The sequence below is a fragment of the Bradyrhizobium sp. CCGB12 genome (assembly GCF_024199845.1).
Classification (GTDB): domain Bacteria; phylum Pseudomonadota; class Alphaproteobacteria; order Rhizobiales; family Xanthobacteraceae; genus Bradyrhizobium.
Genome location: NZ_JANADO010000001.1, coordinates 7,123,340 through 7,144,814 on the forward strand (window position 1 = coordinate 7,123,340; position 21,475 = coordinate 7,144,814).

The 21,475-nt window shown below is 64.6% G+C and carries 20 protein-coding genes and 1 tRNA gene; 14 read left to right on the top strand and 7 right to left on the bottom strand.

From position 1 onward, the window contains the following. The first annotated feature begins 102 nt into the window (after positions 1-102). Both NLM27_RS32515 and NLM27_RS32520 read left to right on the top strand, forming a co-directional pair. Positions 103-453, top strand: coding sequence for an Hpt domain-containing protein (locus tag NLM27_RS32515; RefSeq protein ID WP_254147158.1), 351 nt, complete (start codon positions 103-105; stop codon positions 451-453). A 97-nt stretch (positions 454-550) separates the two neighbouring features. Beyond that, positions 551-799: a hypothetical protein gene (locus tag NLM27_RS32520; RefSeq protein ID WP_254147159.1), complete on the top strand. Its 249-nt coding sequence runs from the start codon at positions 551-553 to the stop codon at positions 797-799. Between the two features lie 58 nt (positions 800-857). On the opposite strand, the gene NLM27_RS32525 is transcribed toward NLM27_RS32520, so the two are convergent. Next, positions 858-1,481, bottom strand: coding sequence for a helix-turn-helix transcriptional regulator (locus NLM27_RS32525; protein WP_254147160.1), 624 nt, complete (start codon positions 1,479-1,481; stop codon positions 858-860). Between the two features lie 335 nt (positions 1,482-1,816). On the opposite strand from NLM27_RS32525, the gene NLM27_RS32530 reads away from it, so the two are divergent. The 3 genes from NLM27_RS32530 (at position 1,817) to NLM27_RS32540 (ending at position 5,256) form a co-directional block, all read left to right on the top strand. Beyond that, the gene (locus NLM27_RS32530; protein ID WP_254147161.1) at positions 1,817-2,980 is read left to right on the top strand and encodes a hypothetical protein; all 1,164 of its coding nucleotides are present in this window, start codon (positions 1,817-1,819) and stop codon (positions 2,978-2,980) included. Between the two features lie 341 nt (positions 2,981-3,321). After that, the gene (locus NLM27_RS32535; protein WP_254147162.1) at positions 3,322-3,750 is read left to right on the top strand and encodes a hypothetical protein; all 429 of its coding nucleotides are present in this window, start codon (positions 3,322-3,324) and stop codon (positions 3,748-3,750) included. A gap of 291 nt (positions 3,751-4,041) precedes the next feature. Continuing rightward, positions 4,042-5,256 (top strand): EAL domain-containing protein, encoded by a 1,215-nt coding sequence (locus NLM27_RS32540; protein ID WP_254147163.1) that lies wholly within the window; start codon positions 4,042-4,044, stop codon positions 5,254-5,256. A 767-nt stretch (positions 5,257-6,023) separates the two neighbouring features. On the opposite strand, the gene NLM27_RS32545 is transcribed toward NLM27_RS32540, so the two are convergent. After that, on the bottom strand, positions 6,024-6,884 hold the full coding sequence (locus tag NLM27_RS32545) for a DMT family transporter (protein ID WP_254147164.1): 861 nt from the start codon (positions 6,882-6,884) through the stop codon (positions 6,024-6,026). Positions 6,885-7,045: 161 nt separating this feature from the next. Between NLM27_RS32545 and NLM27_RS32550 the strand changes: the two genes are divergently transcribed. Next, positions 7,046-8,419: a PLP-dependent aminotransferase family protein gene (locus NLM27_RS32550; protein WP_254147165.1), complete on the top strand. Its 1,374-nt coding sequence runs from the start codon at positions 7,046-7,048 to the stop codon at positions 8,417-8,419. Here the strand turns inward: NLM27_RS32550 and NLM27_RS32555 are convergent. Together NLM27_RS32555 and NLM27_RS32560 are read right to left on the bottom strand one after the other, a co-directional pair. Then, complete coding sequence (locus tag NLM27_RS32555; RefSeq protein WP_254147166.1) at positions 8,416-9,030, bottom strand: GDYXXLXY domain-containing protein; 615 nt, start codon at positions 9,028-9,030, stop codon at positions 8,416-8,418. The genes NLM27_RS32550 and NLM27_RS32555 overlap by 4 nt on opposite strands. Next, positions 9,027-10,298, bottom strand: coding sequence for a DUF2157 domain-containing protein (locus NLM27_RS32560; protein ID WP_254147167.1), 1,272 nt, complete (start codon positions 10,296-10,298; stop codon positions 9,027-9,029). Before NLM27_RS32560 ends, NLM27_RS32555 begins: the two co-directional genes overlap by 4 nt. A 322-nt stretch (positions 10,299-10,620) precedes the next feature. Between NLM27_RS32560 and NLM27_RS32565 the strand changes: the two genes are divergently transcribed. Next, positions 10,621-11,724, top strand: coding sequence for a tripartite tricarboxylate transporter substrate binding protein (locus NLM27_RS32565; protein WP_254147168.1), 1,104 nt, complete (start codon positions 10,621-10,623; stop codon positions 11,722-11,724). 293 nt (positions 11,725-12,017) lie between these two features. On the opposite strand, the gene NLM27_RS32570 is transcribed toward NLM27_RS32565, so the two are convergent. Next, positions 12,018-12,107 (bottom strand) — tRNA-Ser (locus tag NLM27_RS32570). 233 nt (positions 12,108-12,340) lie between these two features. Here NLM27_RS32570 and NLM27_RS32575 point away from each other — a divergent pair. Next, positions 12,341-13,204 (top strand): alpha/beta fold hydrolase, encoded by an 864-nt coding sequence (locus NLM27_RS32575; protein WP_254147169.1) that lies wholly within the window; start codon positions 12,341-12,343, stop codon positions 13,202-13,204. Between the two features lie 359 nt (positions 13,205-13,563). On the opposite strand, the gene NLM27_RS32580 is transcribed toward NLM27_RS32575, so the two are convergent. After that, the gene (locus NLM27_RS32580; protein ID WP_254147170.1) at positions 13,564-14,700 is read right to left on the bottom strand and encodes an ROK family protein; all 1,137 of its coding nucleotides are present in this window, start codon (positions 14,698-14,700) and stop codon (positions 13,564-13,566) included. 333 nt (positions 14,701-15,033) lie between these two features. Between NLM27_RS32580 and rplU the strand changes: the two genes are divergently transcribed. From rplU to NLM27_RS32595, 3 genes are all read left to right on the top strand, one after another. Further along, on the top strand, positions 15,034-15,420 hold the full coding sequence (rplU, locus tag NLM27_RS32585; RefSeq protein WP_254147171.1) for a 50S ribosomal protein L21: 387 nt from the start codon (positions 15,034-15,036) through the stop codon (positions 15,418-15,420). Positions 15,421-15,522: 102 nt separating this feature from the next. Next, the gene (gene rpmA / locus NLM27_RS32590) at positions 15,523-15,792 is read left to right on the top strand and encodes a 50S ribosomal protein L27 (protein WP_018643862.1); all 270 of its coding nucleotides are present in this window, start codon (positions 15,523-15,525) and stop codon (positions 15,790-15,792) included. Between the two features lie 152 nt (positions 15,793-15,944). Beyond that, positions 15,945-16,538 carry a GNAT family N-acetyltransferase gene (locus NLM27_RS32595; protein WP_254147172.1) on the top strand — a complete coding sequence of 198 codons (594 nt, stop codon included), beginning with the start codon at positions 15,945-15,947 and terminating at the stop codon, positions 16,536-16,538. Positions 16,539-16,740: 202 nt separating this feature from the next. On the opposite strand, the gene NLM27_RS32600 is transcribed toward NLM27_RS32595, so the two are convergent. Continuing rightward, entirely contained in the window at positions 16,741-17,655 is a 915-nt protein-coding gene (locus NLM27_RS32600; RefSeq protein WP_254147173.1) for a DMT family transporter, read from the bottom strand. Positions 17,656-17,923: 268 nt separating this feature from the next. Here NLM27_RS32600 and NLM27_RS32605 point away from each other — a divergent pair, with 268 nt between their 5' ends. From NLM27_RS32605 to NLM27_RS32615, 3 genes are all read left to right on the top strand, one after another. After that, positions 17,924-18,406: a MaoC family dehydratase gene (locus NLM27_RS32605; protein WP_254147174.1), complete on the top strand. Its 483-nt coding sequence runs from the start codon at positions 17,924-17,926 to the stop codon at positions 18,404-18,406. 84 nt (positions 18,407-18,490) lie between these two features. Continuing rightward, on the top strand, positions 18,491-19,531 hold the full coding sequence (obgE, locus tag NLM27_RS32610; protein WP_254147175.1) for a GTPase ObgE: 1,041 nt from the start codon (positions 18,491-18,493) through the stop codon (positions 19,529-19,531). 220 nt (positions 19,532-19,751) lie between these two features. Next, positions 19,752-21,386, top strand: coding sequence for an alkaline phosphatase family protein (locus NLM27_RS32615; protein WP_254147176.1), 1,635 nt, complete (start codon positions 19,752-19,754; stop codon positions 21,384-21,386). The last annotated feature ends 89 nt before the right edge of the window (positions 21,387-21,475 follow it).

Here is a 21,475-nt window from a genome sequence, read left to right on the forward strand (position 1 = left end):
CGTCCTGCTTCCGGAACTGAAATCTGGATGCCGTAGACACGGCGTGCCTCGCACCGATATCGGCCCGCGCGGCATCGAACCGTGATCGAGGCAGGCAGAGCCATGTTTGAAGTGACCGTCGCACCCGCGCGCGACCCGAACGCTTACGCGGCGCTGGTGCGCGAGATCGGCGAGGACGGGGCCTGCGAGGTCCGCGCCGTGTTCTGGAGCGAGACCTGCGCGCGCCTGCAATTGTTCCGCACGCTTCCGCGCGAGCAGCACCACGCCAGGATCGTGCGCGAGGCGCATTCGCTGAAGAGCGCGGCCGGCACGTTCGGCTATGTCAGGCTCGCAGCGCTGGCGCTGCGGCTGGAGACGTCCACGGAGCGGCTCGGCGAGGCCGAATTCCATGATCTCCTGGACCTGATGGATGCCGCCTACGCCGCCGCGCGCGCGCAGGAGTCGCGAGACTAGCGAAATGCGCGAAATTCCGCCGTACTTCTACGGTTTGGGATTTTCATATAAGGCTAATCATAGCTGGCGATAGTCGCGGGAAACCAGGAGGGTTTCCATGTTCACCTACGAGACTGCGGACCAGAAGGAAGTCCGTCGCTTCCGCATCGCTCAGTTCAACGGCCGGATGGCGACGGTGAAGTCTGGCGAGTCGACGGTGACTGGCTTCGTGCGCTCGGTGCTCGAACAGGAAGCGAGCATGCCTCCCCGCTGGACCATCACGATCATCCCGAACGCGCCGAAGGAAGAGATCAAGCCGCTGCGGCCCACATCGCGCGCGCGCCCCTTTGCCGAAGACTATTTCTGAGCCCGATCGGCTTTCTGCCGGGCCGCACCGCCGGCCGGGCGCAATGCAATCATCAATCTCAGTCGATCGAGTGCAGCAGCGCGGCGCGGACGAGGTCCGCGGTGTTGCGCGCACCGAGCTTGCGCATCGCCTCGGCGCGGTGACTTTCGAACGTGCGCGGACTGATCTGCATCCGAAGCGCGCCCTGCTTGTTCGAATAACCTTCGCTGATCAACCTCAGCACCTCGCGCTCGCGCTTGGTCAGCCGCTTCTGGCCAGGCAGGCCAAGCAGTTCGGCGCTGGGCACGCGCTGCGGCTGCGGCACGCGGGCGGACCGCACTTCGGCGTTCTCGATGCCGGACGGGATCGGCGGGCTGCCCTTGTGAGGACCGGCAAGCTGCTTGACCAGGCCGCAGACGCGCTCGGTCTGCGCCAGCGCGTTCTCCACCACGCGCTGCAAATAGGCGCGGTCGGCGGTGACGGGCGCGAGCTGATCGCTGTGATGCTTGATCTCGCCCATGTAGAGCAGGAGCGCAGTCAGGGGGCCGTTGAGCTCGCGGGCAATGGCGGCGGCCATTTCGTCGGCAGCTTTGGCGCGGGCGGCGTTCAGGCGGACGAAATCGAGCTCTTCAGCTGGAGCAGCGCTGGTTTCGTACCATTCCGACGGCCGCGAATCGATGGCCGTATCATTCTGTGACCCCATGTCACTCGTTTAGCGGAACCGGGTCCCGTCTGTGGTTAACTTTTTGCTCCGTAAGACTACGGTGATTTCGGCAGTTTTACGCAAAAATATTGTCACAGGCACAATTTGTGCTTGCGCGGGTTCCTCTCCGACTACGCCAGGGTTGAGATTTCGCTCCGTTCTTGGGCGAACGGACGGGAAACCCCTTAACCCGCCGCCTCGCCTCGCTGCCCATCCCCCGGGTTTTACGGATTAATTAACGGCGACTTGCTTCTCTTGGGAGGTTGAGAGCGCGCAAATGCCTCCACGCATTGGGCCCGCACGCCTGCGGGAAACGCTGCGAAAGATTGCGTGCCATGAACGAGATCAATCGGCTGTCGGAATTCCTGCAGAGGCTGACGCCACTGTCGCGCAGCTGTCTGCTCAGTGAGCTGGAACGGCTCGAGCTGTGCGGCATCGACATGCCGGGCTCGGCCGACATCCAGTCCCGCCTGCGCGCCGAATTTCGTAAGGACGGATCGACCCAGGCGCGCGCCACCAGCCCCTCGCGCTATTTCTTCGCGCCGCTCGAGCTGCTCCTGATCGACGGTGCGCCCGAGCATGCCAATATGGGAAGGATCTCGCGCAACACCCTCACCCCGATCTGGGAGTGGATCTGTCGCGACCTGCTGCCGACCATGGCGCGCGACTACATCAAGGCGATCAACGACCAGGTCGCCGCCAACAACCCGAAGGAAGTGCTGAAGACCGCCTCGACCTTCCAAATCAAGGTCGTCAAGGTCCTCGAGAACACCCTCGCCTCGTCCGAGAGCGCCGAGCTCGCACGCGGCAAGCTCGCGCAGTACACGGCCTCACGCAGCGCCTTCGACGATGTGAGGAAGATGCAGCAAGTGCTGCGCGCGGGCGACGCATTGCCGAAGTTCAACGAAAAATTGCCCGAGAAGATCGCCAAATTCGACGACGGCCAGGTCGCCCAGATCACCGCGCAACTCGACGCCTTGAAGAAGACCCATCCCGAGGCGCTGCCCTTCGCGCTGGCGCTGGTGGCAAGGCGGCTGAAGACGTCCTGGCAATTGGTGCGCCTCGCCACCAAGCCCGCCGCGAGCAAGAGCGCAGCCGACATCGCCGCCGCGCCCTATGCCTGCGTCGTTCCCATGGTGCTCGACCGGCTCGACGACAAGCGCCTCGCGCTTCGCGTGGCGCTCCGGCACAACCGCGTGCTGGTTGCCCGCGACCTGCTCGCCGAGATCTACGACACTGAATATGCGCTGAAGGTCCGCATCGACGACCTCGAGCATTGCGAATGGGGCATCCGCCTCCAGCAATTGATGGACGCGATCGCGGCGCTGGTGTCCGCCGAAGTCAGTCGCTTCCCTTCCAATGTCGGACACATCCTCGGCTCACGCCGGCTGCGCAGCTACGATACCCTCGGCGGCAAGCTGTCCTATCTGGCCTGGAAGGGACGCGACGCCGTGCAGGACGGCGCGGCCGCGTTTCGCAAATTGATCGGACAGACCTGATAGCGCGCAACCATCAAAGCTAATGCGCGCGCGGCAGGCACAGGAAGCGATCGAGAAATCGCCCCGACAGCACGAATCTGAACCACCAATATATCATTCGCCGCGTCGTCATTGCTGCAATCCTTGACAGCCCACCACCGGCTGTGCGGAGCAATAGCGCAGCCGCAGCAATGCGCATGTGATCTACTTCACATTCGTGCCGCCAGGCGCAGACGCATTGTCGCAGAACTGTCACGAGCGAAGGCGAAACTTGCGCGCATCGCGCGAAAATGAGTTCTTCGATCGTAGCAGCCGCCCCTATCCTCCGATGCAACGCAACAACAAATCGCAAGGAGGCCATGATGAGCTCGAACCGACGAAGAGTGACGATGGTGACGTTGCTCGCGAGCGCGCTCGCGCTCACGTCGACGACGATGGCACAGACGACGTCGCCGCCGCAGAGCAATGCTGCGCCGACCGCCGACAACGCGGTGCTGCTGACCGTCTTCTTCAAGCATGATCAGTCCCGGCCGCTGCACGAGCTCAACGCACAGCTCGAGAAGCAGGGCTTCTACAAAGCGTTTCCGCCACCCGGCATCGAGGTCGTGAGCTGGTATGTGATGATGGGAATCGGCCAGGTGATCACGCTGCGCCTGCCAGCCTCGCGGCTGCGCGAGGTGAACCGCGTCATCGAGGACACGGCGTGGGGTTCTTATCGCACCGAATTCTATCCGACCTACGACTACAAGGCGGTCGGCATGGCGCAACACGAAAAAGCCGCCGGAAATTAACTCCCCGACAGCCCCATCATCGCACTGCAGAACCGCTCCGCTGCATCGCTCGAGCCCGTCCGCCGACAAGCCGAGCAGCCGTCGATGGCGCGAGCGAAATTTCGCATGCGCTGGCTGTCGTTGCGTGTGCGGTGCCCGAGTATGCGGATATTTTTCGAAAAGACTGTCGACAAATTAGCTCAAATTGCAGGGCTTAACGTTACTCAAATAATTCAAGAACGATGTGAAGCTCTCCTTATTTGAACCCACGCTCGCCGTTTAAGAAACCGTCACGGAACGGGAGTGGTGTTGATGAACGATGGGATTGTTGAGCTCGTCGGACGAAGGCCTGTGACCTTCGGACGACGAAAGGTGACGCCGCGCGCCTGCGTGGCCGACAGCAAGCGGCACTTGCGCGCCTTCCTCAGCGAGGTGCTCGAGGATCTTGGCTTCGTCACCTGCGAATGCGCCAGCGCCGACGAACTGCAGACCGTGCTCGCCACCGAATTGCCGGACCTGATCCTGCTCGGCGTCGCCACCGACGGCATCGAGCCGGGGAGATTCCTGGAGATATTGGTGCGCGAGGCATTTGCCGGGAAAGTCCTGGCGGTCGGTGCCCGCGAATCGATCATCGTCAGGGCGGTGCGGCAGGTCGGCGAGGAATATGGCCTCGCGATGCTGCCGCCGCTGACCACGCCCTTTGCCGCGGAGACGCTGCGCGAGCGTATCGCGATGCTGCTGCCGGAGGAGCCGGCGCCGAGCCCGGCCGTGCATGTCGGCGAAGCCCTGCATGCCGGCTGGCTGGAGCTCTGGTACCAGCCCAGGATCGACGCCCGCACGCTGGTCCGCAGCGGCGCCGAGGCGCTGGTGCGCATGCGCCATCCGACCTGGGGCGTCGTGCCGCCGGCTTATTTCATCCCCGAGGAGCACGATCCGCATCTGCGTGACCTCTCGGAATTCGTGATCGAGCGCGCCATGCAGGACTGGCACTATCTGCTGGAGCAGCAGAGCCCGGTCGATCTCTCGATCAACCTGCCGGCGTCCTATCTGAAGGAGCCGCAGGCGGTGCGCGATCTCTGTCGCCGCGTGCCGACGCATCCGGCCTTCGGCGGATTGACGATCGAGATCAACAGCGAAGAGGCGACCCGCGATCTCGACCACCTGACCGAGATCGCGCGCGAGGTGGGCCTGCACAATATCGGCTTGGCGGTCGACAATCTCGGCGCCGACTGGCCGGCGCTGATGGGCCTGGACAAGATTCCCTTCGTCAAGCTGAAAGCCGACCGGCACTTCGTGACCGGCAGCGGCAGTGACCGGCTGAAGCGCACGGTGTGTCGTCACATCGTCGAACTCGCGCAGGGCTACGGCGCGTGCGCGGTCGCCGAGGGCGTCGAGAGCCGCGCCGACCTCGTCGCCGCGAACGAGCTCGGCTTCGATCTCGTGCAGGGCTTTCTGTTCGGCAAGCCGATGCCGCTGAAGAAATTTGCAAGGAGCACGCTGACAAGGACCGTGATGGGGGGAGAGTGACCTACTCCCCTCAGGCGAACCGCCGCGCGCAGACGCACACGACCAGGAGCGCGGTCGTGGCGATCACCTCGCAAGCAAGGACAGCTCTGCTAGCGGCAGACCCAGACGCCATTGACCAGCACGCGGGCGCAGGTTGGCGCCGCTATGGCGGCTCCTGCGGCTGCTGCACCGACGGCCGCTCCGCCGACGACGGCACGGCGCGTCGTTCGACGCGCAACGCCAGCGACACTTGCCGGAGTCGCTGGTCGCCCTACGCGAGCCTCTGCGCTCTGAATGGTGAATGAAAAACCGCCTTCTTCTGACGGCTGCACCGAGCCCATGGCTGCGCAGGCAACGACTGCGCCGGCCAGCCACAACCTGGTTGTGTTTCGCATGACGACCTCCCTCGCTTGAGTTTCCGAAAAAGCTACTTCGCGTTCCGATTCTTGCTTGCGCCTTTTAGAGGTGCCGGGCCCGGTGGGTTCGCCAATTCGGCGGCCTGAATACAGGTGAGACGGTCAAACTGAACTTGCTCAACAACGATGCGCGGATATCTCTCTTCTCTCAATCGAGCGAGGATGCCGGTGGCCGCTCCCCCGCGCACGTGACGGGTGGATATGCGGATGCTGTTCCCTGCGAATAAGGCCCGCGGCGCACCAACAAGATAAACTCGCCCCATGAAGGGAGGCACAGCGCACCGGAACGGGCGTTGATCTAGATCAACGCGGTTTGTTGCATCGCAAATGCGCTGACGCGGACGCTGATCAAGCAGGACTGACGCTAGCGGCTCAGGCAAACCGTCGCGCGAAGAAGACGCAGACGACCACGAGCGCAGTCGCGGCGATCATGCTCCAGGCGACGGGCTCGTGCAGCAGGAAGCCGGCAAGCGCGAGACCGAAGAACGGCTGGAGCTGCTGCAACTGGCCGACACGCGCGATGCCGCCGATCGCGAGCCCGCGATACCAGAAGATGAAGCCGACGAACATGCTGAACACGGAGACGTAGGCGAGCCCGATCCAGGCGGGCGCACTGACGCCGCTCCACGTCGATGGCCAGGTCCAGGCCGCAACCGGCACCATCAGCGGCAGCGCGAGCAACAGCGCCCAGGAGATCACCTGCCAACCACCGAGGCGGCGCGACAGCGCGGCGCCTTCGGCATAGCCGAGCCCGCACAGGACGATCGCGGCCACCATCAGGAGGTCGCCGGTGAGCGAGGCCGAGCCGCCGTTCGACAGGGCGAAGCCCGCTACCGTGGCGCTGCCGAGGACGGCGAACAGCCAGAACAACGGCTGCGGCCGCTCGCCGCCGCGCAGCACGGCAAAGATCGCGGTCGACAGCGGCAACAGGCCGATGAAGACGATCGAACGGGCCGAGGTAATGTGCTGGAGCGCGAGCGCGGTCAGCAAGGGGAAGCCGACCACGACGCCCAGCGAGACGATGGTCAGCGAGGCGAGATCCTGTCGCTGCGGCCGCGCCTGACGCAGCAGAAAGAGCACGGCCAATCCGATCAGCGCCGCGATGACCGCGCGCGCGGACGTCAGGAACAGCGCCGAGAAGCCGCCGACCGCCACGCGCGTCGCCGGGAGCGAGCCGCTGAAGATGATGACGCCGAGAAGCCCGTTGCCCCAGCCGCTGCCCGCAGATTGCATGTCCGTCCCGTCTTTTGGGTGCTGATCCTCGCGCTTCAGCAATGGCGAGACCAGCGACAATCCAGTACAATCTGGCAAATCTGTATGGGTATGGAAGGCAATACAGCTTGGACGGCGAGACGCAAACGAAGGGACGGAGCGGAACGCGGACCCTTGATGTGATGAGCGCCATCCGTGCCAAGGTCGCCGGACGCGCGCTTAATGCTGGCGACCGCCTGCCGTCGATCCGCGGCCTTGCCGCGACCATGAAGGTTTCGCCTTCCACCATCGTCGAGGCCTATGACCGCCTCGCCGCGGAAGGCCTGATCCGTGCCCGTCGCGGCTCGGGCTTCTACGTCGCGCCGACGATCATGCCGCCTCTGGCGCTGGCCGAGGTCGAGCCGCGCCGCGACCGCGAGGTCGATCCCTTCTGGGTCTCGCGCCAGTCGCTCGACGCCGATGCTGCCGTGCCGAAGCCCGGCTGCGGCTGGCTGCCGCCGGAGTGGATGCCGGAAGCGGCGCTGCGACGCGCCACCCGTGCGCTGGCCCGCAGCGACGCCGGCGTGTTGACCAATTACGGCAGCACGCGCGGCGCGATGGCGCTGCGCCGGCTGCTGCTTACGCGTCTGGCTGAAGATGCGATCGAGGCGTCGACCGATCAGCTCATGCTGACGGGGTCAGGCACGCAGGGCTGCGACTTGATCTGCCGCTTCCTGCTCCGTCCCGGCGACACGGTGCTGGTCGACGATCCCTGCTACTTCAATTTCCGTGCGCTACTGCGGGCGCATCAGGCGAAGATCGTCAGCGTGCCCTACACGCCATCAGGCCCGGACGTGACGGGCTTCGAGCAGATCCTCGCGCGCGAGCGGCCGCGGCTCTACATCACCAATTCAGCGCTGCACAACCCGACCGGCGCGACGTTGTCGCTCCAGACCGCGCACCGGCTTCTGACCGCGGCCGCCGCGCACGACCTCACCATCATCGAGGACGACATCTTCGGCGACTTCGAGCCGGAGCGCTCGCCGCGCCTTGCTGCGCTCGATGGGCTCGCCCGCGTGATCCGCATCGGCAGCTTCTCCAAGACGCTGTCGGCCTCGGTGCGCTGCGGCTATATCGCTGCGCGGGCCGACTGGATCGAGCATCTCGTCGACCTCCAGGTCGCAACCAGTTTTGGCGGCCCGAGCCCGGTCGCGACCGAGATCATCGCCAGGGTCCTGGCCGGCGGCAGCTATCGCAAGCACATGGACGAGCTCCGGCAAAAGCTCACGCGGACCCGCCGAGACGTCGCGCGAAAGCTTCAGGCGCTGGGCATCGAGCCGTGGCTGATGCCGCGCGGCGGCTTCTTCCTCTGGTGCCGCCTCGCCGATGGGCAAGATGCCAGCTCAGTTGCGCGCGCCGCTCTCGAAGAGGATGTCGTGCTCGCGCCGGGCAACGTGTTCAGCGTGTCACAGACGGCGACGGACTTCATGCGCTTCAATGTAGCGCATATGAGCGAACCGCTCGTGTGGGACGTGCTGCGGCGGGCGTTGAAGCGCGTCCCAAACAATGGCGCCTAGTACAACGGTTCCTCATAGACCGGCTCGCCGTCGAGCAGCAGGCGCTTGATGGCGGCGCGTCCCGAGGGCAACACCGCGGCGACGATGCGCAGCTTCTGCTCGTTGCGCGCCTGCTCGAGCTTCTTGCCCTCGCCTTCGGGCACGAAATAGCTTTCGAGACCGAATTTGATCGGCAGATTGTCGCAGAAGCTACGCCGGTCTGCGCCACAGGACCCGCCGTAATTGCCGACGCGGCCGCGGATCAGCACTTGGGGCGCCGTGACGGCGACAGGCTCGGCATGCACCGAGACCGCCTGGTAAAGGCCGTTGGCATTGGGCGCGAGCTTGACGAACACGACGGGATGACGCGCGTCCGCGGGCTTGCCGGCGAGCGCGCCCGCCGGCACTTGCGAGATGTCGTAGCGGAGCACGACATAGTCGCCGCGCAGGAGATCGCGGGGATCGACCGGCTGCGTCTGCAAGGTCACCTCGCGCCCTTCGCGGAGGATCTGCATGCGATCGGCGACCATCAGGACCAGCAGCACGCATTGCAGCAGGACGGCGACCCCGACCAACGCGGCTTTCGGAATGCGCTGCCAGAGTTTGGTGACTGTTACAGCCAGCTCGATCATCGCGCACCCCTCGGCAGCATGCGATTGAGCGCGGTCGCAAATGCGACGGCGACGATCCCGGCCACCGCAAGGAAGGCCGAGCGACGCAGCAGCGAGCCCTTCACCGCCCAGGTGATGCCGGCGATCACGCCGGCGATGCCGAGCCAGCCGGCAACGATGCGCGGACGGACGTCATCGAGCATGCCTGATACAACGAGGCACAGCATGGCGCAGAGCAGCGCAGCATAGGCGAGCCAGGGCTCGCCGGCCGCAGATGCCGGCCAGATCGGCGCGGCGAGCAGCACGAGCCCGATGGCGACTCCCGCCAGGACTTCGCCGGCGCGCCTGGTGATCCCCGCGGATGCGAGCGCAAGGATCACACCCGCAATCCCGCACAGGATCGCCCAAAGCGGTTGGGCCGGCACCGTGCCGGTGCGAAAGCGGATGAGGTCGTCGACCGTCGTCACCTCGAGGAAGGCGACGCCGGCCAGCGCAAACGCGCCGTAGATCGACAGCACGCTGCCGAGACGGAGCGCCCTCGGCGACGGCGCAGCGGCGATCGCGAGCCCGGAACCGAACAACAGCGCCGCGCCATTCGCGAGCAGGAATGACGGCTGGGCGCCATCGAATTCGAAGCGAAGTGACGTCGCGATCCACCACGGGATCACGGCGATCGCGACGAGATGCGCCGCCACGCGGGAATTCCATGCGAAGGCCGTCGCGGCGGCGATCAGCCAGGCCGCCACGAACGGAAGATGCAGGGCGTCCGCCGTATCGTAAGTCCGCATGCAGGTCCAGATGCAGGCGGCGACGAGACCGACCGCGAGCGCGCCGCGCGAGCCGGTCAACAATGCCCCGGCAAACGCACCGATCGACCACAGCAGCATGCCGCCGGCAAAATCCTCGCCGAGATGATACATCTGGCCGACCAGCGCGATGCCCGCGCCGAAGATGATCGCACCGATGCTGGCGCAGAGATCGGCGAGAACCGTGCGACCCGTGCTGGCGAACCACGCCCCGAGCCCCCCTGCGACGACCATGCCGGCAATCAGGATCGCGAACCGCAAGAGACGCGCGATCTCGGTCCAGTGCGCCGCGACGAAGGCAAGGAAAGCCGCCGCGATCAGGAGGCCGCCGACGATGGCGACGACAACGGCGACGTTGATGCCGGCAGGGAGCGGCGGCAGCGCATTGCGGATGGAGGCGGCAGCCGCCGGCGCGATCACGCCATCGGCCTCCCATTGCACAAGATCAGCTTCGAGGCGCTGCCGGTAGGTCTTGTCGAACATCGTGGTGAGATCACCTGGCTCCCGCCTGATGGCGGGACCTTGCTAGGTCGGATCCTGCGGGGAATGGGTTCAAGCTGGCGGCGGGCTGAGGGGGTTTTCGAGGGCTGGATAACAATAATGGCGAAAACAACCCCATGCACCGTAGCCCGCGACTGCAGGCCTGGCGTTTGCTGGGTCCAACGAACCATCTGATGCATCGATCTTTTCATATTTTGCAAAAGTGATGCTCGGACTGCGCCAATGGTTGGAAGACACTCGGGGCTGTAGCCTTCGGTCAAGATGGCCATGAGCGGCCACACTGCAACGAGGGAGGACTGCATCCATGGGGGGAGCGGATCATACCGGCGGTCCGCAAGGGCCCGCCGCGGGATTTGGCGCGCGCAGCGGCCTGAGCGGGCGCCCCGAAGGGACGGTGGCGAGAGCGCTCCCAAGAACACTCCCGAGAACGCTGCTATGTCTCGTCGCCGCGACGACGCTGGCGCTCCAGGCGGGCGCCGCGAGGGCCCAGACGACCGCGGAATCCTGGCCGAACCGCGCGATCACCTGGGTGGTGCCGTTCGGGGCCGGCGGCGTCACCGACCTCGTCTCGCGCAAGATCGCGGAGCTGCTGCGGATACGGCTTGGGCAGCCCGTGGTGGTGGAGAACCGACCCGGCGCTGGCGGGACCATCGGGACGGAGTTCGTGGCCCGGGCCCAGCCCGACGGCTACACCGTGCTCTACGCCTCCGGCGGGCCGATGACGATCCAGCCGAATCTCGGGCTGACGAAGCTCAACTACGACCCGCTCAAGAGCTACGTCCACGTCCGCGGCGTGAGCTCGTCGAACCAGATCCTCGTCGCGACCGCGGCTGCGCCCTACAACACGCTGGCTGAGTTCGTCGCCTACGCGAAGGCCAATCCGGGCAAGGTCAATTTCGGCTCCCCCGGCCCCGGCACCGCCCAGCACCTCGCCGGCGAGATGCTTCAGGCGGCCGCCGGCATCAAGCTGACCCACGTGCCCTACAAGTCGGGCTCGAGCCAGATGACCGACATGATGTCGGGCATCCTGGACGTCTCCTTCGACTACCTCACCGTGCTGAGGCCCCTGATCGACACCGGCAAGGTCAAGGTGCTCGGCACCACCGGCGCGGCGCGGATGGCCGCGCTGCCGGATGCGCCGACGGTGCTCGAGGCCGGCTACCCCGACGCGGTCAATGCCGGCTCGACCTGGGTCTCGCTCCCGGCCGGGACCGACCCGAAAATCGTGGCCAAACTCTCCGAGGCGATGGCCGCCGTGCTCGCCGACCCCGGCATCGCCGCGGACCTCACCGCCAACGGCCAGGTGTCGATCGCCGACAAAGGCCCGGCCGAGTTGGTGCCGTTCATCGTCGAGGAGACGGCACGCAACAAGCGGGTGATCGAGAGCGCGGGGATCGGTGCGCAGTAGCTCGGCGTACGGCCGTGTACGTCGCGCACGCGAAGGAGCGGCCGTCGGGGCGGCGCCGACCGATCGCGAAGGAGCGGAAGGGGCCGATGTCGCCGTGGACGATGGTGGGCCCGACGCGGCCGTTCGCACGAACTTGACGTCCAGAGAGGGATTAGATTCCGCTTTCCCGATGCCGGTTCGGCGTGAACAGCGCGTTGACCATGGTCCCGTGTGCCGATGGTCGTCCGGAGCGAACGCGAAAAGTCCATTCAGATCTTAAGAACGGCGATTTCTACCGATGTTTTCGCGGCTGCTGGCGGAGAGGGAGGGATTCGAACCCCCGATAGGCTTGCACCTATGCCGCATTTCGAGTGCGGTGCATTCAACCACTCTGCCACCTCTCCTGAAGGCGCCATATAGGAGCTGCGGCCCCTGTGGTTGGGGGCGTTAATAGGCGAGGATGGCGGGCCAGACAAGGCGCGAAAGGGGAAAATCCGCTGCCTCTTTGACCCCCAATCCCTAGAGCCCCGCTCCGATGGATCGGAACGGAGCTCTAGACTCTTGTCTTGACGCGTTTTCTTGACGCGAACCGGCGTCCACTTCGCTTGAAAACGCTTTGCCTTTGAGGGGAACCGCCATGGAGCATCTCACGGTCTCGGCCAATGGCGCCAAATTCCACGTGGCTCGCGCCGGACAAGGAAAACCGGTGCTTTTGCTGCATGGTTGGCCGGAATTCTGGCTGACCTGGGAGCCGGTGATATCTGGGCTGGCGGACCGCTTCATGCTGATCGCGCCCGACCTGCGCGGCTTCGGTGACAGCGACAAGCCGGATGGGCCTTTTGGTCCGGACGGCCATGCCGCCGACATGCTGGCGCTGATGGACGGGCTCGGCATCGAGCGATTCGGCCTGGTCGGCCACGATGTCGGCGGCGCCGTGATGCAGCCGCTGACGCGGCAGGCGCCGGAGCGGCTCGCCGGGCTGTTCTTCTTCGATTTCGTCTATCCCGGCATCGGGCCGCGCATGGCGGCGCCCGACAGGCTCAACCACATCTGGTACCAGTCCTTCCACCAGATGGAGATGGCGCCTGCGCTGATCGGTGCGAGCCGCGAGACCTGCGCCCTCTATATCAGCCATTTCCTCAAAGGCTGGGCGCATCGCAAGAACGCGTTCGACGATGTTCTCGACGCCTTCGCCGACAATTTCTTCAAGAAAGGCAACCTCGCCGGCGGCTTTGCGCATTATCGCGCCTCACATGCCGGACGGGTCGCGATGATGAAGGGGGAGGCCGTGCGGCTGCCGCCGATCGATGTACCGACCTGCGTGCGCTGGGCCGAGCACGACCCGCTGTTTCCCTATGCGTGGACCGATCGGCTGGGCGAGACGTTCAGCGCGCTCGATCTTGCGATGTTTCCTGACGTCGGCCACTTCCCGCATCGGGAAGATCCGGATCGCGCGGCCGCGGAGATCGCGGCGTTCTTTCAGCGTATTGACTGGAGCTAGCCGCTGACTGGAGCTAGCCGCCAAACGCGGCCAAGGCTGCGAACAGAACCGGTAAGGTCCCGAGCACGACCACGACGATGCAAAAGGTGAGATCATTGCCCATGACGGGCATTTTAGGACTGGATCAGCGGTCGCCCAGTGCAGTTTGTGCCAGAATGATCGGGAGAGCGGGACCAGCGGAAGGTCCGGCCCCCAAGGGGTGGGACCGCCAGACGCGGTAAACACTGGCGGTCCCGTGCCGCTCATTGAAACTCTGGCCAGGAAGGGCGGCTTCGCCGGCCAGGCGAGGCGACGATTCGACCCTAGCGTGCAGGGCGTGCACCGCAACGCAATCCGTCCCTTAACCTAACCGGTCAAGGTTACTTGGTGTCGTTCTTGCCGTTGTCCTTGCCCTTTTTCTTGCCATTCTCCGTAGAATCCCGGTCCTTTCCATTCTCCTTGCGGCGATTGGTGAAGCGCGCATTGCCGAGGCCGGTGCCGATGGTGAGCACACCCCAGCGATCGACGTCCTGCATGAACGGCACCTCCGAGAGACCCTGAACCACGCCGTCATTGTGCATCAGGATCGCGGTATCGTGCTCGCCGATGACGGGGATGCCCTCGATCAGGCTCGCCGGCAGGTTGAACTTGCTGCTCTCCCAATTGCCCGGCAGGTTCTGCGCGCCCTTCTCGATCGAGCCGTCCGCGTTGATCACGCCGGGACAGGCGATGCCGATGAAAGGCGCGAGCTTGAAGCCTTCCTTCTCGGCCTCTGCGATCAGCCCCTTCAGCATCTTGGTGAGGCGCTTCACCGCGCCTTCGCGCGTCGGCTCGTCGTCGGCATGACGCCACAGCTCGGAGTGCACCACCTTGGCCTTCGACAGGTCTTTCGCCTTCTTCCAATTGGTTTCCACCAGGCCGCAGCGGATGTTGGTGCCGCCGATATCGACGGCGAGGATGCTGTCATGGGCCTCGAAGATCCAGGACGGCGCCAGATGCAGCGCGCCGAGCAGGCCAGCCTCGTCGGGGTGATGGCGGATCGGCATCAGGTCGATCTTGAAGTCCTCGGCTTTCAGGATGATCTCGGTGCGCGCGATCGCGAGCTCGCCGAGCCGGGAATCGCGAAAACCGCCGCCGACCACGATACGCTCGGTCTTGGCCCAGGCCTTGGTCTTGAGGAAGCGGCGCGTGACGTAAGCGAGCTCCTGGGCAAAATCCTCGATCGCGCTGTGCACCACCGCAGAGGCCTCGGTGTCGTCGCCGACCAGGATGGCGTCCAGCGTCTTCTTGCTGATGTTTTCCGAGGGCTCCTTGCCGAACGGGTCCTCGCCGGTCTTGCGCAGCGGCTTGCGCCAGCGGTCGAGAATGTCGCGAAAGGCGCCCTTGCTGGCGCGGTCGCCGAGGAAGCCGTCCTCGTCCTTCAATTCGATGTTGAAACTGTCGACGTCCACCGACGGCAGCCGCTCGGCGCCGTGATGGGCGATGCCCGTCGTCTTGACCAGTTCGTCTGTTGCCATGGGAGCCCTTGCCCGCTTACCTGTTCCGGCGGGGACAACGGCGGGGGAACCCGTTTGTTGCAAAGCTGGTCGAGATTCCGCTGAAGCTCTACAGCGCGGCCAAATCCTTCAAATCCGGGCCTTTTTCGCCGGTTTTCCTTGACTTGCCGCTGATGGCGGCTATAAGTCCCACAGCCGGCGCGGGGCGTTTCTCGCGCCGCTTGTTTTTGCGTGGGTTTTCAAAGGGATAACTCCCCTCCCGCACAAAACGCGCATAAACCCTTAGCGACTGACAAAAAGCCGGCCCCGACGCTTCTCGTCGCGAGGCCGGGATTGAACACGGAGAAAAAAACGATGTTCGCAGTCATCAAAACCGGCGGCAAGCAATACCGCGTCGTGCCGGATGATGTTCTCGAAGTAGGCAAGATCGCCGGCGAAGTCGGCACGATCGTGCAGCTGAATGAAGTGCTCGTGGTCGGCGGCGACACGCCGGTCCTGGGCGTCCCGACGGTCGCAGGCGCGTCCGTTGCGGTCGAGGTGCTTGACCACAAGCGCGGACCGAAGGTCATCGCGTTCAAGAAGCGCCGCCGCAAGAACTCGCGCCGCAAGCGCGGCTATCGCGACGAGATCACGGTTCTGCGCGTCAGCGAGATCCTGACGGACGGCGCCAAGCCCACCAAGGGCCCGCGTCCGAAGAAGGAGAAGGTGGCCAAGGAGCCCGCACAGGAAGCCGCCGAATAACGAGATTTGATCACGCCAATTCACGAATTGATGCGTGAGAAATCGTGAAATGATTCCGTCAAGGAATTGATCTAGACATACGCAGGATTTCGGAGACGAGCCATGGCTCACAAAAAAGCAGGCGGTTCATCGCGCAACGGACGCGATTCGAAGGGCAAGCGCCTCGGCATCAAGGCGTTCGGCGGGGAGATCGTCACTCCCGGCAACATCATTGCGCGTCAGCGCGGCACCACCTGGCACCCCGGCCTTAATGTCGGCATGGGCACGGACCACACTTTGTTCGCCAAGGTTGAAGGTCGTGTTGCGTTCCAGGCCAAAGCCAACGGCCGCACCTTCGTATCGGTACTCCCGATCGCAGAGGCGGCTGAATAGACGGTGGATCAATTTGGAGTCCGCCGGGTCCTGACCAAACCGGCGGAGTCCAGAGATCATCGAGATCGAAGGCTCCAAGGGGAGGCGGGAAACCGGCCTCCCCTTTTCTTTGACTTGCTCACTTTGACTTAGTGACTTTCCAGGAGCCGGACATGTTGCAGGATTTCTCGAGCGCGACCTTGCAGGAGGCGAGACCGAACGTCGTCGCCACCGAGCGACTGACCTTGCGGCGGCCGACACTCGCCGACGTCAGGACCATCGCCCACCTCGCCAACGACCGCCGCATCGCGGAAAACACCCGCCGCCTCCCGCATCCCTATTCGCAGGACGACGCCGTCGCGTTCGTCCGCGCCACCGCCGCGCTCGGCAGCGAGACCGTGTTCCTGATCGAGCACGACACCGGGCCGGTCGGCATGGTCGGCATCGACTGCTCCACGCCCGACAATGCCGAGCTCGGCTACTGGCTCGGCGTCGAGCATTGGGGCCAGGGCTTTGCCACCGAGGCCGCGCGCGGCGCGATCGATTTCTTCTTCGAGGAATTCGAGGACGACCATCTCTATGCCGGCGCGCGCGTCACCAACCCGGCCTCGCGCAAGGTGCTGGAGAAGTGCGGCTTCCAGTGGAGCGGCGTCCAGCTGCACCGCTTCCTGGCGCTGGGATCCTCCACGCCGGTCGATTGCTTCCGCCTCTCGCGCGGCGTGTGGGCGTCGCTGAAGAGCTGGAGCAGCGCGAGGAGGGTGCGGTAGCCCCAACTCCTCCCGCGTGTCGTCCTGGCGAAGGCCAGGACCCGTTACCCCGACTGTCGTCGTGCGAAGGCTCCCACTCCGATTCTTCGCCAAACTTCTTCCTGGGGGTATGGGTCCCGGATCAGCGCTCCGCTCCAGACAACGCTGCGCGTTGTCGGGAGCTGCGCTTGTCCGGGACGACGGCGAGATTAATCGATCGACCTCAAGCCGGCGGATTCACCGGCTCGCTCTCGCGGCCCAGATCGCGCTCACGCAGATAGATATAGAATCCCGCGCCGATGATGATGGCCGCGCCGACGATGGTGGCGACCTCCGGCACGTCGCCAAACACGACGAAACCGAAGATCACGGCCCAGACGATCATCGAATATTGGTAGGGCACGACGACGCTGGCCGGCGCGAGCTTCAGCGATCGGTTGACGCAGAACAGCGCGGTGACCGAAACACATCCCGCCAGCGCGAAGATCACGAGGCTGCCTGATGTCGGCGGCACCCAGTGAAATGCCGACAGCACGGCACCCAGTGAAAACGTGCCGACGAATTGCGAGGACGCCATCACGATGTCGGGCGTCTTGCGCAAGCTGCGCGTGATCAGCATCAGGGTCGCGAAGGACAGGCTGCCGCCGAGCGCGATCAGCGCCGGCAGGCTGACGGTCTGCGCGGAAGGGCGCAGTGCGATCAGGACGCCGCAGAAGCCGATCAGGATCGCGGTCCAGCGCCGCCAGCCGACCTTCTCCCCTAAGAAGATCGCCGACATCGCGGTGACGAAGATCGGACCGGCGAGATAATAGGTGATGACGTCGGCGAGCGGCAGGTAGACGGTCGCGAGGAAGAACGCGGCGACCTCGAGCGTCGACAGCACGACGCGAAACAGCTGCAGGCGCGGCCGCTCCAGATGCAGGAACTGATGACGCTGCGTCCAGATCAGCGGCGACAGCAGCAGCAGCGCGGCGCAGGCGCGCAGGAACAGCAGCTGCCCGACCGAATACGTCCCGACCAGGAACTTGCCCATGGCATCGCCGAACGAGAACATGAAGATCGACAGCACCATCAGCGCGATGCCGGCAAGGCGCGCGGAGCGGTCGTCATAGGCGGAGAGATTCTTGAAGAAGGGCATTGAACCGGTCGGACTATGAGAGGTCGTCATTGCGAGCGAAGCGAAGCAATCCAGAGTGCTTCGGCGGAAATAGTCTGGATTGCTTCGTCGCTTCGCTCCTCGCAACGACGGGAGGAGAGAGCGTCGAAAACCCGGCGACTAGAGCCGCTTGCCGTCGTTTTAATGACGTGAGCGAGCGCGACAAGCCCGCGCAAGTCGAATTGAACGGATTGTCGCACTCTTCGCATCGCGGTAGCGATAAGCGCCCCACCGATAAATGAGCATGGACATGACCGACTTCGATCCGACCCAGCACCGCATGATCCCCACGCAACGCTGGTTTGAGGATTTCATGGTCGGCGAACGCTTCGTGCTGCCGAGCCGGACCCAGACCTCGGCGGTGTTCGCGGCGTTCCAGACCGCGAGCGGCGACACTCACCCCGTGCACTACGACGTGGAATATTGCCGCGCCCGCGGCATGCCGCATCTGCTCGCCCACGGTTTTCAGACCCTGATCCACACCGCGCCCGGCGCCGGGCTGTTTCCGTTCATGGTCGAGGAGTCCCTGGTCGGCTTCCTCGAGCAGTCGAGCCGGTTCCTCAAACCCGTGTTTGCCGACGACACGCTCTATCCGGCGCTCGAGGTCACCGAGCTGGCGCCGGGCCGCACGACCGGAGCGGTGACGCTTGGAAGCACCGTATTCAACCAGCGCAAGGAGCTGGTGCTGGAGGGCATGCAGAAATTCCTGATCCGGAGGCGACCGGCTGGTTAAGCACGCTCCGAAATCGCGGAATTTCCGCCGATTTGCGGATCAATCCGGGTTGCCGCGTCCTCGTCGCTGGCCTACCTATGGCGCATGAAATTCCTCGACGAAGCAAAGGTCTATATCCGCTCCGGTGACGGCGGGAACGGCTGCGTGGCGTTCCGCCGCGAGAAGTTCATCGAATTCGGCGGCCCCTCCGGCGGCAATGGCGGCCGCGGCGGCAATGTCATCATCGAGGTCGCCGATGGGCTCAACACGCTGATCGACTACCGCTACCAGCAGCACTTCAAGGCCCAGAAGGGCGAGAACGGCATGGGCTCGGACCGCCACGGCGCCAACGGCAAGAACATCGTGCTGAAGGTTCCCATGGGGACGCAGATCTTCGACGAGGACCGCGAGACGCTGATCCACGACTTCACCAAGGTCGGCGAAAAGTTCGTGCTGGCTGAAGGCGGCAATGGCGGCTTCGGCAATGCGCATTTCAAATCGTCGACCAACCGCGCGCCGCGCAACGCCAATCCCGGCCAGGTGGGTGAAGAGCGCTGGATCTGGCTGCGGCTGAAGCTGATCGCAGATGCCGGCCTGGTCGGCATGCCCAATGCCGGCAAATCGACCTTCCTGAGCAAGGTCAGCGCGGCGCGGCCGAAGATCGCCGACTATCCCTTCACCACGCTGCATCCGCAGCTCGGCGTCGTGAACGCCGACGGCCGCGAATTCGTGCTCGCGGACATTCCGGGTCTGATCGAAGGCGCGCATGAAGGCACCGGCCTCGGCGATCGCTTCCTCGGCCATGTCGAGCGCTGCCGCGTGCTGCTGCATCTTATCGATGCCACGAGCGAGCACGCCGGCAAGGCCTACAAGACGGTGCGCAAGGAGCTCGATGCCTATGGCGGTCAGCTCACCGACAAGATCGAGATCGTCGCACTGAACAAGATCGACGCGGTCGAGCCGGACGAGCTGAAGAAGCAGAAGGACCGCCTGAAGCGCGCCGCCAAGAAGACGCCGCTGCTGCTGTCCGGCGTGACCGGCCAGGGCGTCAAGGAAGCCCTGCGCGCGCTGGCGGAGGTGATCGGCGAGAGCCCGGTCTCCGCGAAGGCGAAGAGTGCGGCGGAAGCGGAGCCGTGGTCGGCCTGACTGTCGTCCCGGCAGAGCCCGGGACCCATACGCCGCAGCAATAGTTTTGCGAAGACTCGGAGTTACCAGCTCGTTCTACAACCACTCCCTGTGGTTATGGGTCCCGGCCTTCGCCGGAACGACATGGAATATGCGGCCACAGGGACACGCCTCGCTGATAGCTTGTCATCGCCGTCTTGATAGCGCAGCATCGCATCATCAAGAAACGACAGGACGACGCATGGCGCGCGCGAAGAACGTTCTCTGGATCATGTGCGACCAGCTTCGCTATGATTACCTCGGCTGCACCGGCCATCCCACGCTAAAGACACCGAACATCGACGCCATGGCCAAGCGTGGCGTGCTGTTCAGCAAAGCGTATGTGCAATCGCCGATCTGCGGCCCGTCGCGGATGTCGTTCTACACCGGCCGCTACATGCGCTCGCACGGCTCGCACTGGAACGGCTGGCCGTTGCGTGTCGGCGAGCCCACCCTCGGCGATCATCTCAAGAAAATCGGCGTGCGCAACGTGCTGGTCGGCAAGACCCACATGGCGCCTGATATCGAAGGCATGAAGGCGCTCGGCATCCCCCCGGAATCTGTCATCGGCGTGCACGTCGCCGAATGCGGGTTCGAGCCCTATGAGCGCGACGACGGCCTGCATCCGACCGGCCGGCCGCGGCCGAAATACGACGAATATCTGCGACAGCAGGGCTTTGAAGCCACCAACCCCTGGGAGCATTGGGCCAATTCCGGCGCGGCCGACGACGGCTCGTTGCAGAACGGCTGGCTGCTGGTGCATGCCGACAAGGCCGCGCGCGTGCCGGACGAGCACTCCGAGACGCCCTACATGACGCGGCGCGCCATGGATTTCATCAGCGAGGCCGAGACCGACGGTCGGCCGTGGTGCCTGCATCTATCCTACATCAAGCCGCACTGGCCCTATATCGCGCCCGAGCCCTATGCGAGCATGTATTCGACGGATGACATGATCCCGGTGATCCGCTCCGACCGCGAGCGGCAGAATCCGCATCCCGTGTTCGGCGCCTACATGGACATGCGCTATTCCCGCAACATGGCGCGCGACGATGCCCGCGAGAAGGTGATCCCGACCTATATGGGTCTGATCACCCAGATCGACGACCAGATGGGCGTGCTGATGAAGTTTCTGGAGGCGCGCGGCCTGCTGGACACCACGATGATCGTGTTTACCTCCGATCACGGCGACTATCTCGGCGATCACTGGATGGGGGAGAAGGATCTGTTCCACGAGCAGTCGGCAAAAATTCCGCTGATCATCATCGATCCTTTCAACGAAGCCGACGCCACGCGCGGCACGCGCAATGACGCGCTGGTGGAAGGCATCGACCTCGCGCCGACCTTCGTCGATTATTTCGGCGGCAAGGTGCCCGGCCACATCCTCGAAGGACGCTCGCTGCTGCCGTTGCTCCGTGGTCCCACGCCGCCGGATTGGCGCAAGGTGGCATTCTCGGAATACGACTACGCCATGCAGGACGTGCGGCTGAAGCTGAACCAGCCGATCGAGCGCTGCCGCCTGTTCATGGTGTTCGACGGCCGCTGGAAATACATCCATGCCTCCGGCTTCCGCCCGATGCTGTACGATCTCGAAACCGACCCGGAGGAATACGTCGATCGCGGCGACGACCCTGATTGCACCGGCGTCATCGCGCGGCTTCAAGCCGAGCTGTTCGACTGGGCGCTGCATCCGAACGACCACATCACCACCCCGCGCGAGAAGATCGCGGCCTATGCCGACAACCAGCTCCAGGTGAAGGGCGGTGTTTTGATCGGCATCTGGGACGAAGCCGAACTCGCGGCGATCAAGGACGGCATCGCGCAGCGCGCGAAGATGTAAGTCTTGCTTCGCTTCGCCTCTCCCCGCCTGCGGGGAGAGGCCGACGCGCGCAGCGCATCATCGATTCAATCGAAAATCCATCCACGTCG

Bases quoted from the DNA above. Each gene is read 5' to 3' on its own strand.
- obgE (WP_254147175.1), top strand. From the start codon at position 18,491: ATGAAATTCCTCGACGAAGCAAAGGTCTATATCCGCTCCGGTGACGGC.
- NLM27_RS32615 (WP_254147176.1), top strand. From the start codon at position 19,752: ATGGCGCGCGCGAAGAACGTTCTCTGGATCATGTGCGACCAGCTTCGC.
- rpmA (WP_018643862.1), top strand. From the start codon at position 15,523: ATGGCTCACAAAAAAGCAGGCGGTTCATCGCGCAACGGACGCGATTCG.
- NLM27_RS32545 (WP_254147164.1), bottom strand. From the start codon at position 6,884: ATGCAATCTGCGGGCAGCGGCTGGGGCAACGGGCTTCTCGGCGTCATC.
- NLM27_RS32555 (WP_254147166.1), bottom strand. From the start codon at position 9,030: ATGATCGAGCTGGCTGTAACAGTCACCAAACTCTGGCAGCGCATTCCG.
- NLM27_RS32530 (WP_254147161.1), top strand. From the start codon at position 1,817: ATGAACGAGATCAATCGGCTGTCGGAATTCCTGCAGAGGCTGACGCCA.
- NLM27_RS32580 (WP_254147170.1), bottom strand. From the start codon at position 14,700: ATGGCAACAGACGAACTGGTCAAGACGACGGGCATCGCCCATCACGGC.
- NLM27_RS32605 (WP_254147174.1), top strand. From the start codon at position 17,924: ATGACCGACTTCGATCCGACCCAGCACCGCATGATCCCCACGCAACGC.
- NLM27_RS32550 (WP_254147165.1), top strand. From the start codon at position 7,046: ATGAGCGCCATCCGTGCCAAGGTCGCCGGACGCGCGCTTAATGCTGGC.
- NLM27_RS32525 (WP_254147160.1), bottom strand. From the start codon at position 1,481: ATGGGGTCACAGAATGATACGGCCATCGATTCGCGGCCGTCGGAATGG.
- rplU (WP_254147171.1), top strand. From the start codon at position 15,034: ATGTTCGCAGTCATCAAAACCGGCGGCAAGCAATACCGCGTCGTGCCG.
- NLM27_RS32575 (WP_254147169.1), top strand. From the start codon at position 12,341: ATGGAGCATCTCACGGTCTCGGCCAATGGCGCCAAATTCCACGTGGCT.
- NLM27_RS32560 (WP_254147167.1), bottom strand. From the start codon at position 10,298: ATGTTCGACAAGACCTACCGGCAGCGCCTCGAAGCTGATCTTGTGCAA.
- NLM27_RS32515 (WP_254147158.1), top strand. From the start codon at position 103: ATGTTTGAAGTGACCGTCGCACCCGCGCGCGACCCGAACGCTTACGCG.
- NLM27_RS32520 (WP_254147159.1), top strand. From the start codon at position 551: ATGTTCACCTACGAGACTGCGGACCAGAAGGAAGTCCGTCGCTTCCGC.
- NLM27_RS32600 (WP_254147173.1), bottom strand. From the start codon at position 17,655: ATGCCCTTCTTCAAGAATCTCTCCGCCTATGACGACCGCTCCGCGCGC.
- NLM27_RS32535 (WP_254147162.1), top strand. From the start codon at position 3,322: ATGAGCTCGAACCGACGAAGAGTGACGATGGTGACGTTGCTCGCGAGC.
- NLM27_RS32540 (WP_254147163.1), top strand. From the start codon at position 4,042: ATGAACGATGGGATTGTTGAGCTCGTCGGACGAAGGCCTGTGACCTTC.
- NLM27_RS32565 (WP_254147168.1), top strand. From the start codon at position 10,621: ATGGGGGGAGCGGATCATACCGGCGGTCCGCAAGGGCCCGCCGCGGGA.
- NLM27_RS32595 (WP_254147172.1), top strand. From the start codon at position 15,945: ATGTTGCAGGATTTCTCGAGCGCGACCTTGCAGGAGGCGAGACCGAAC.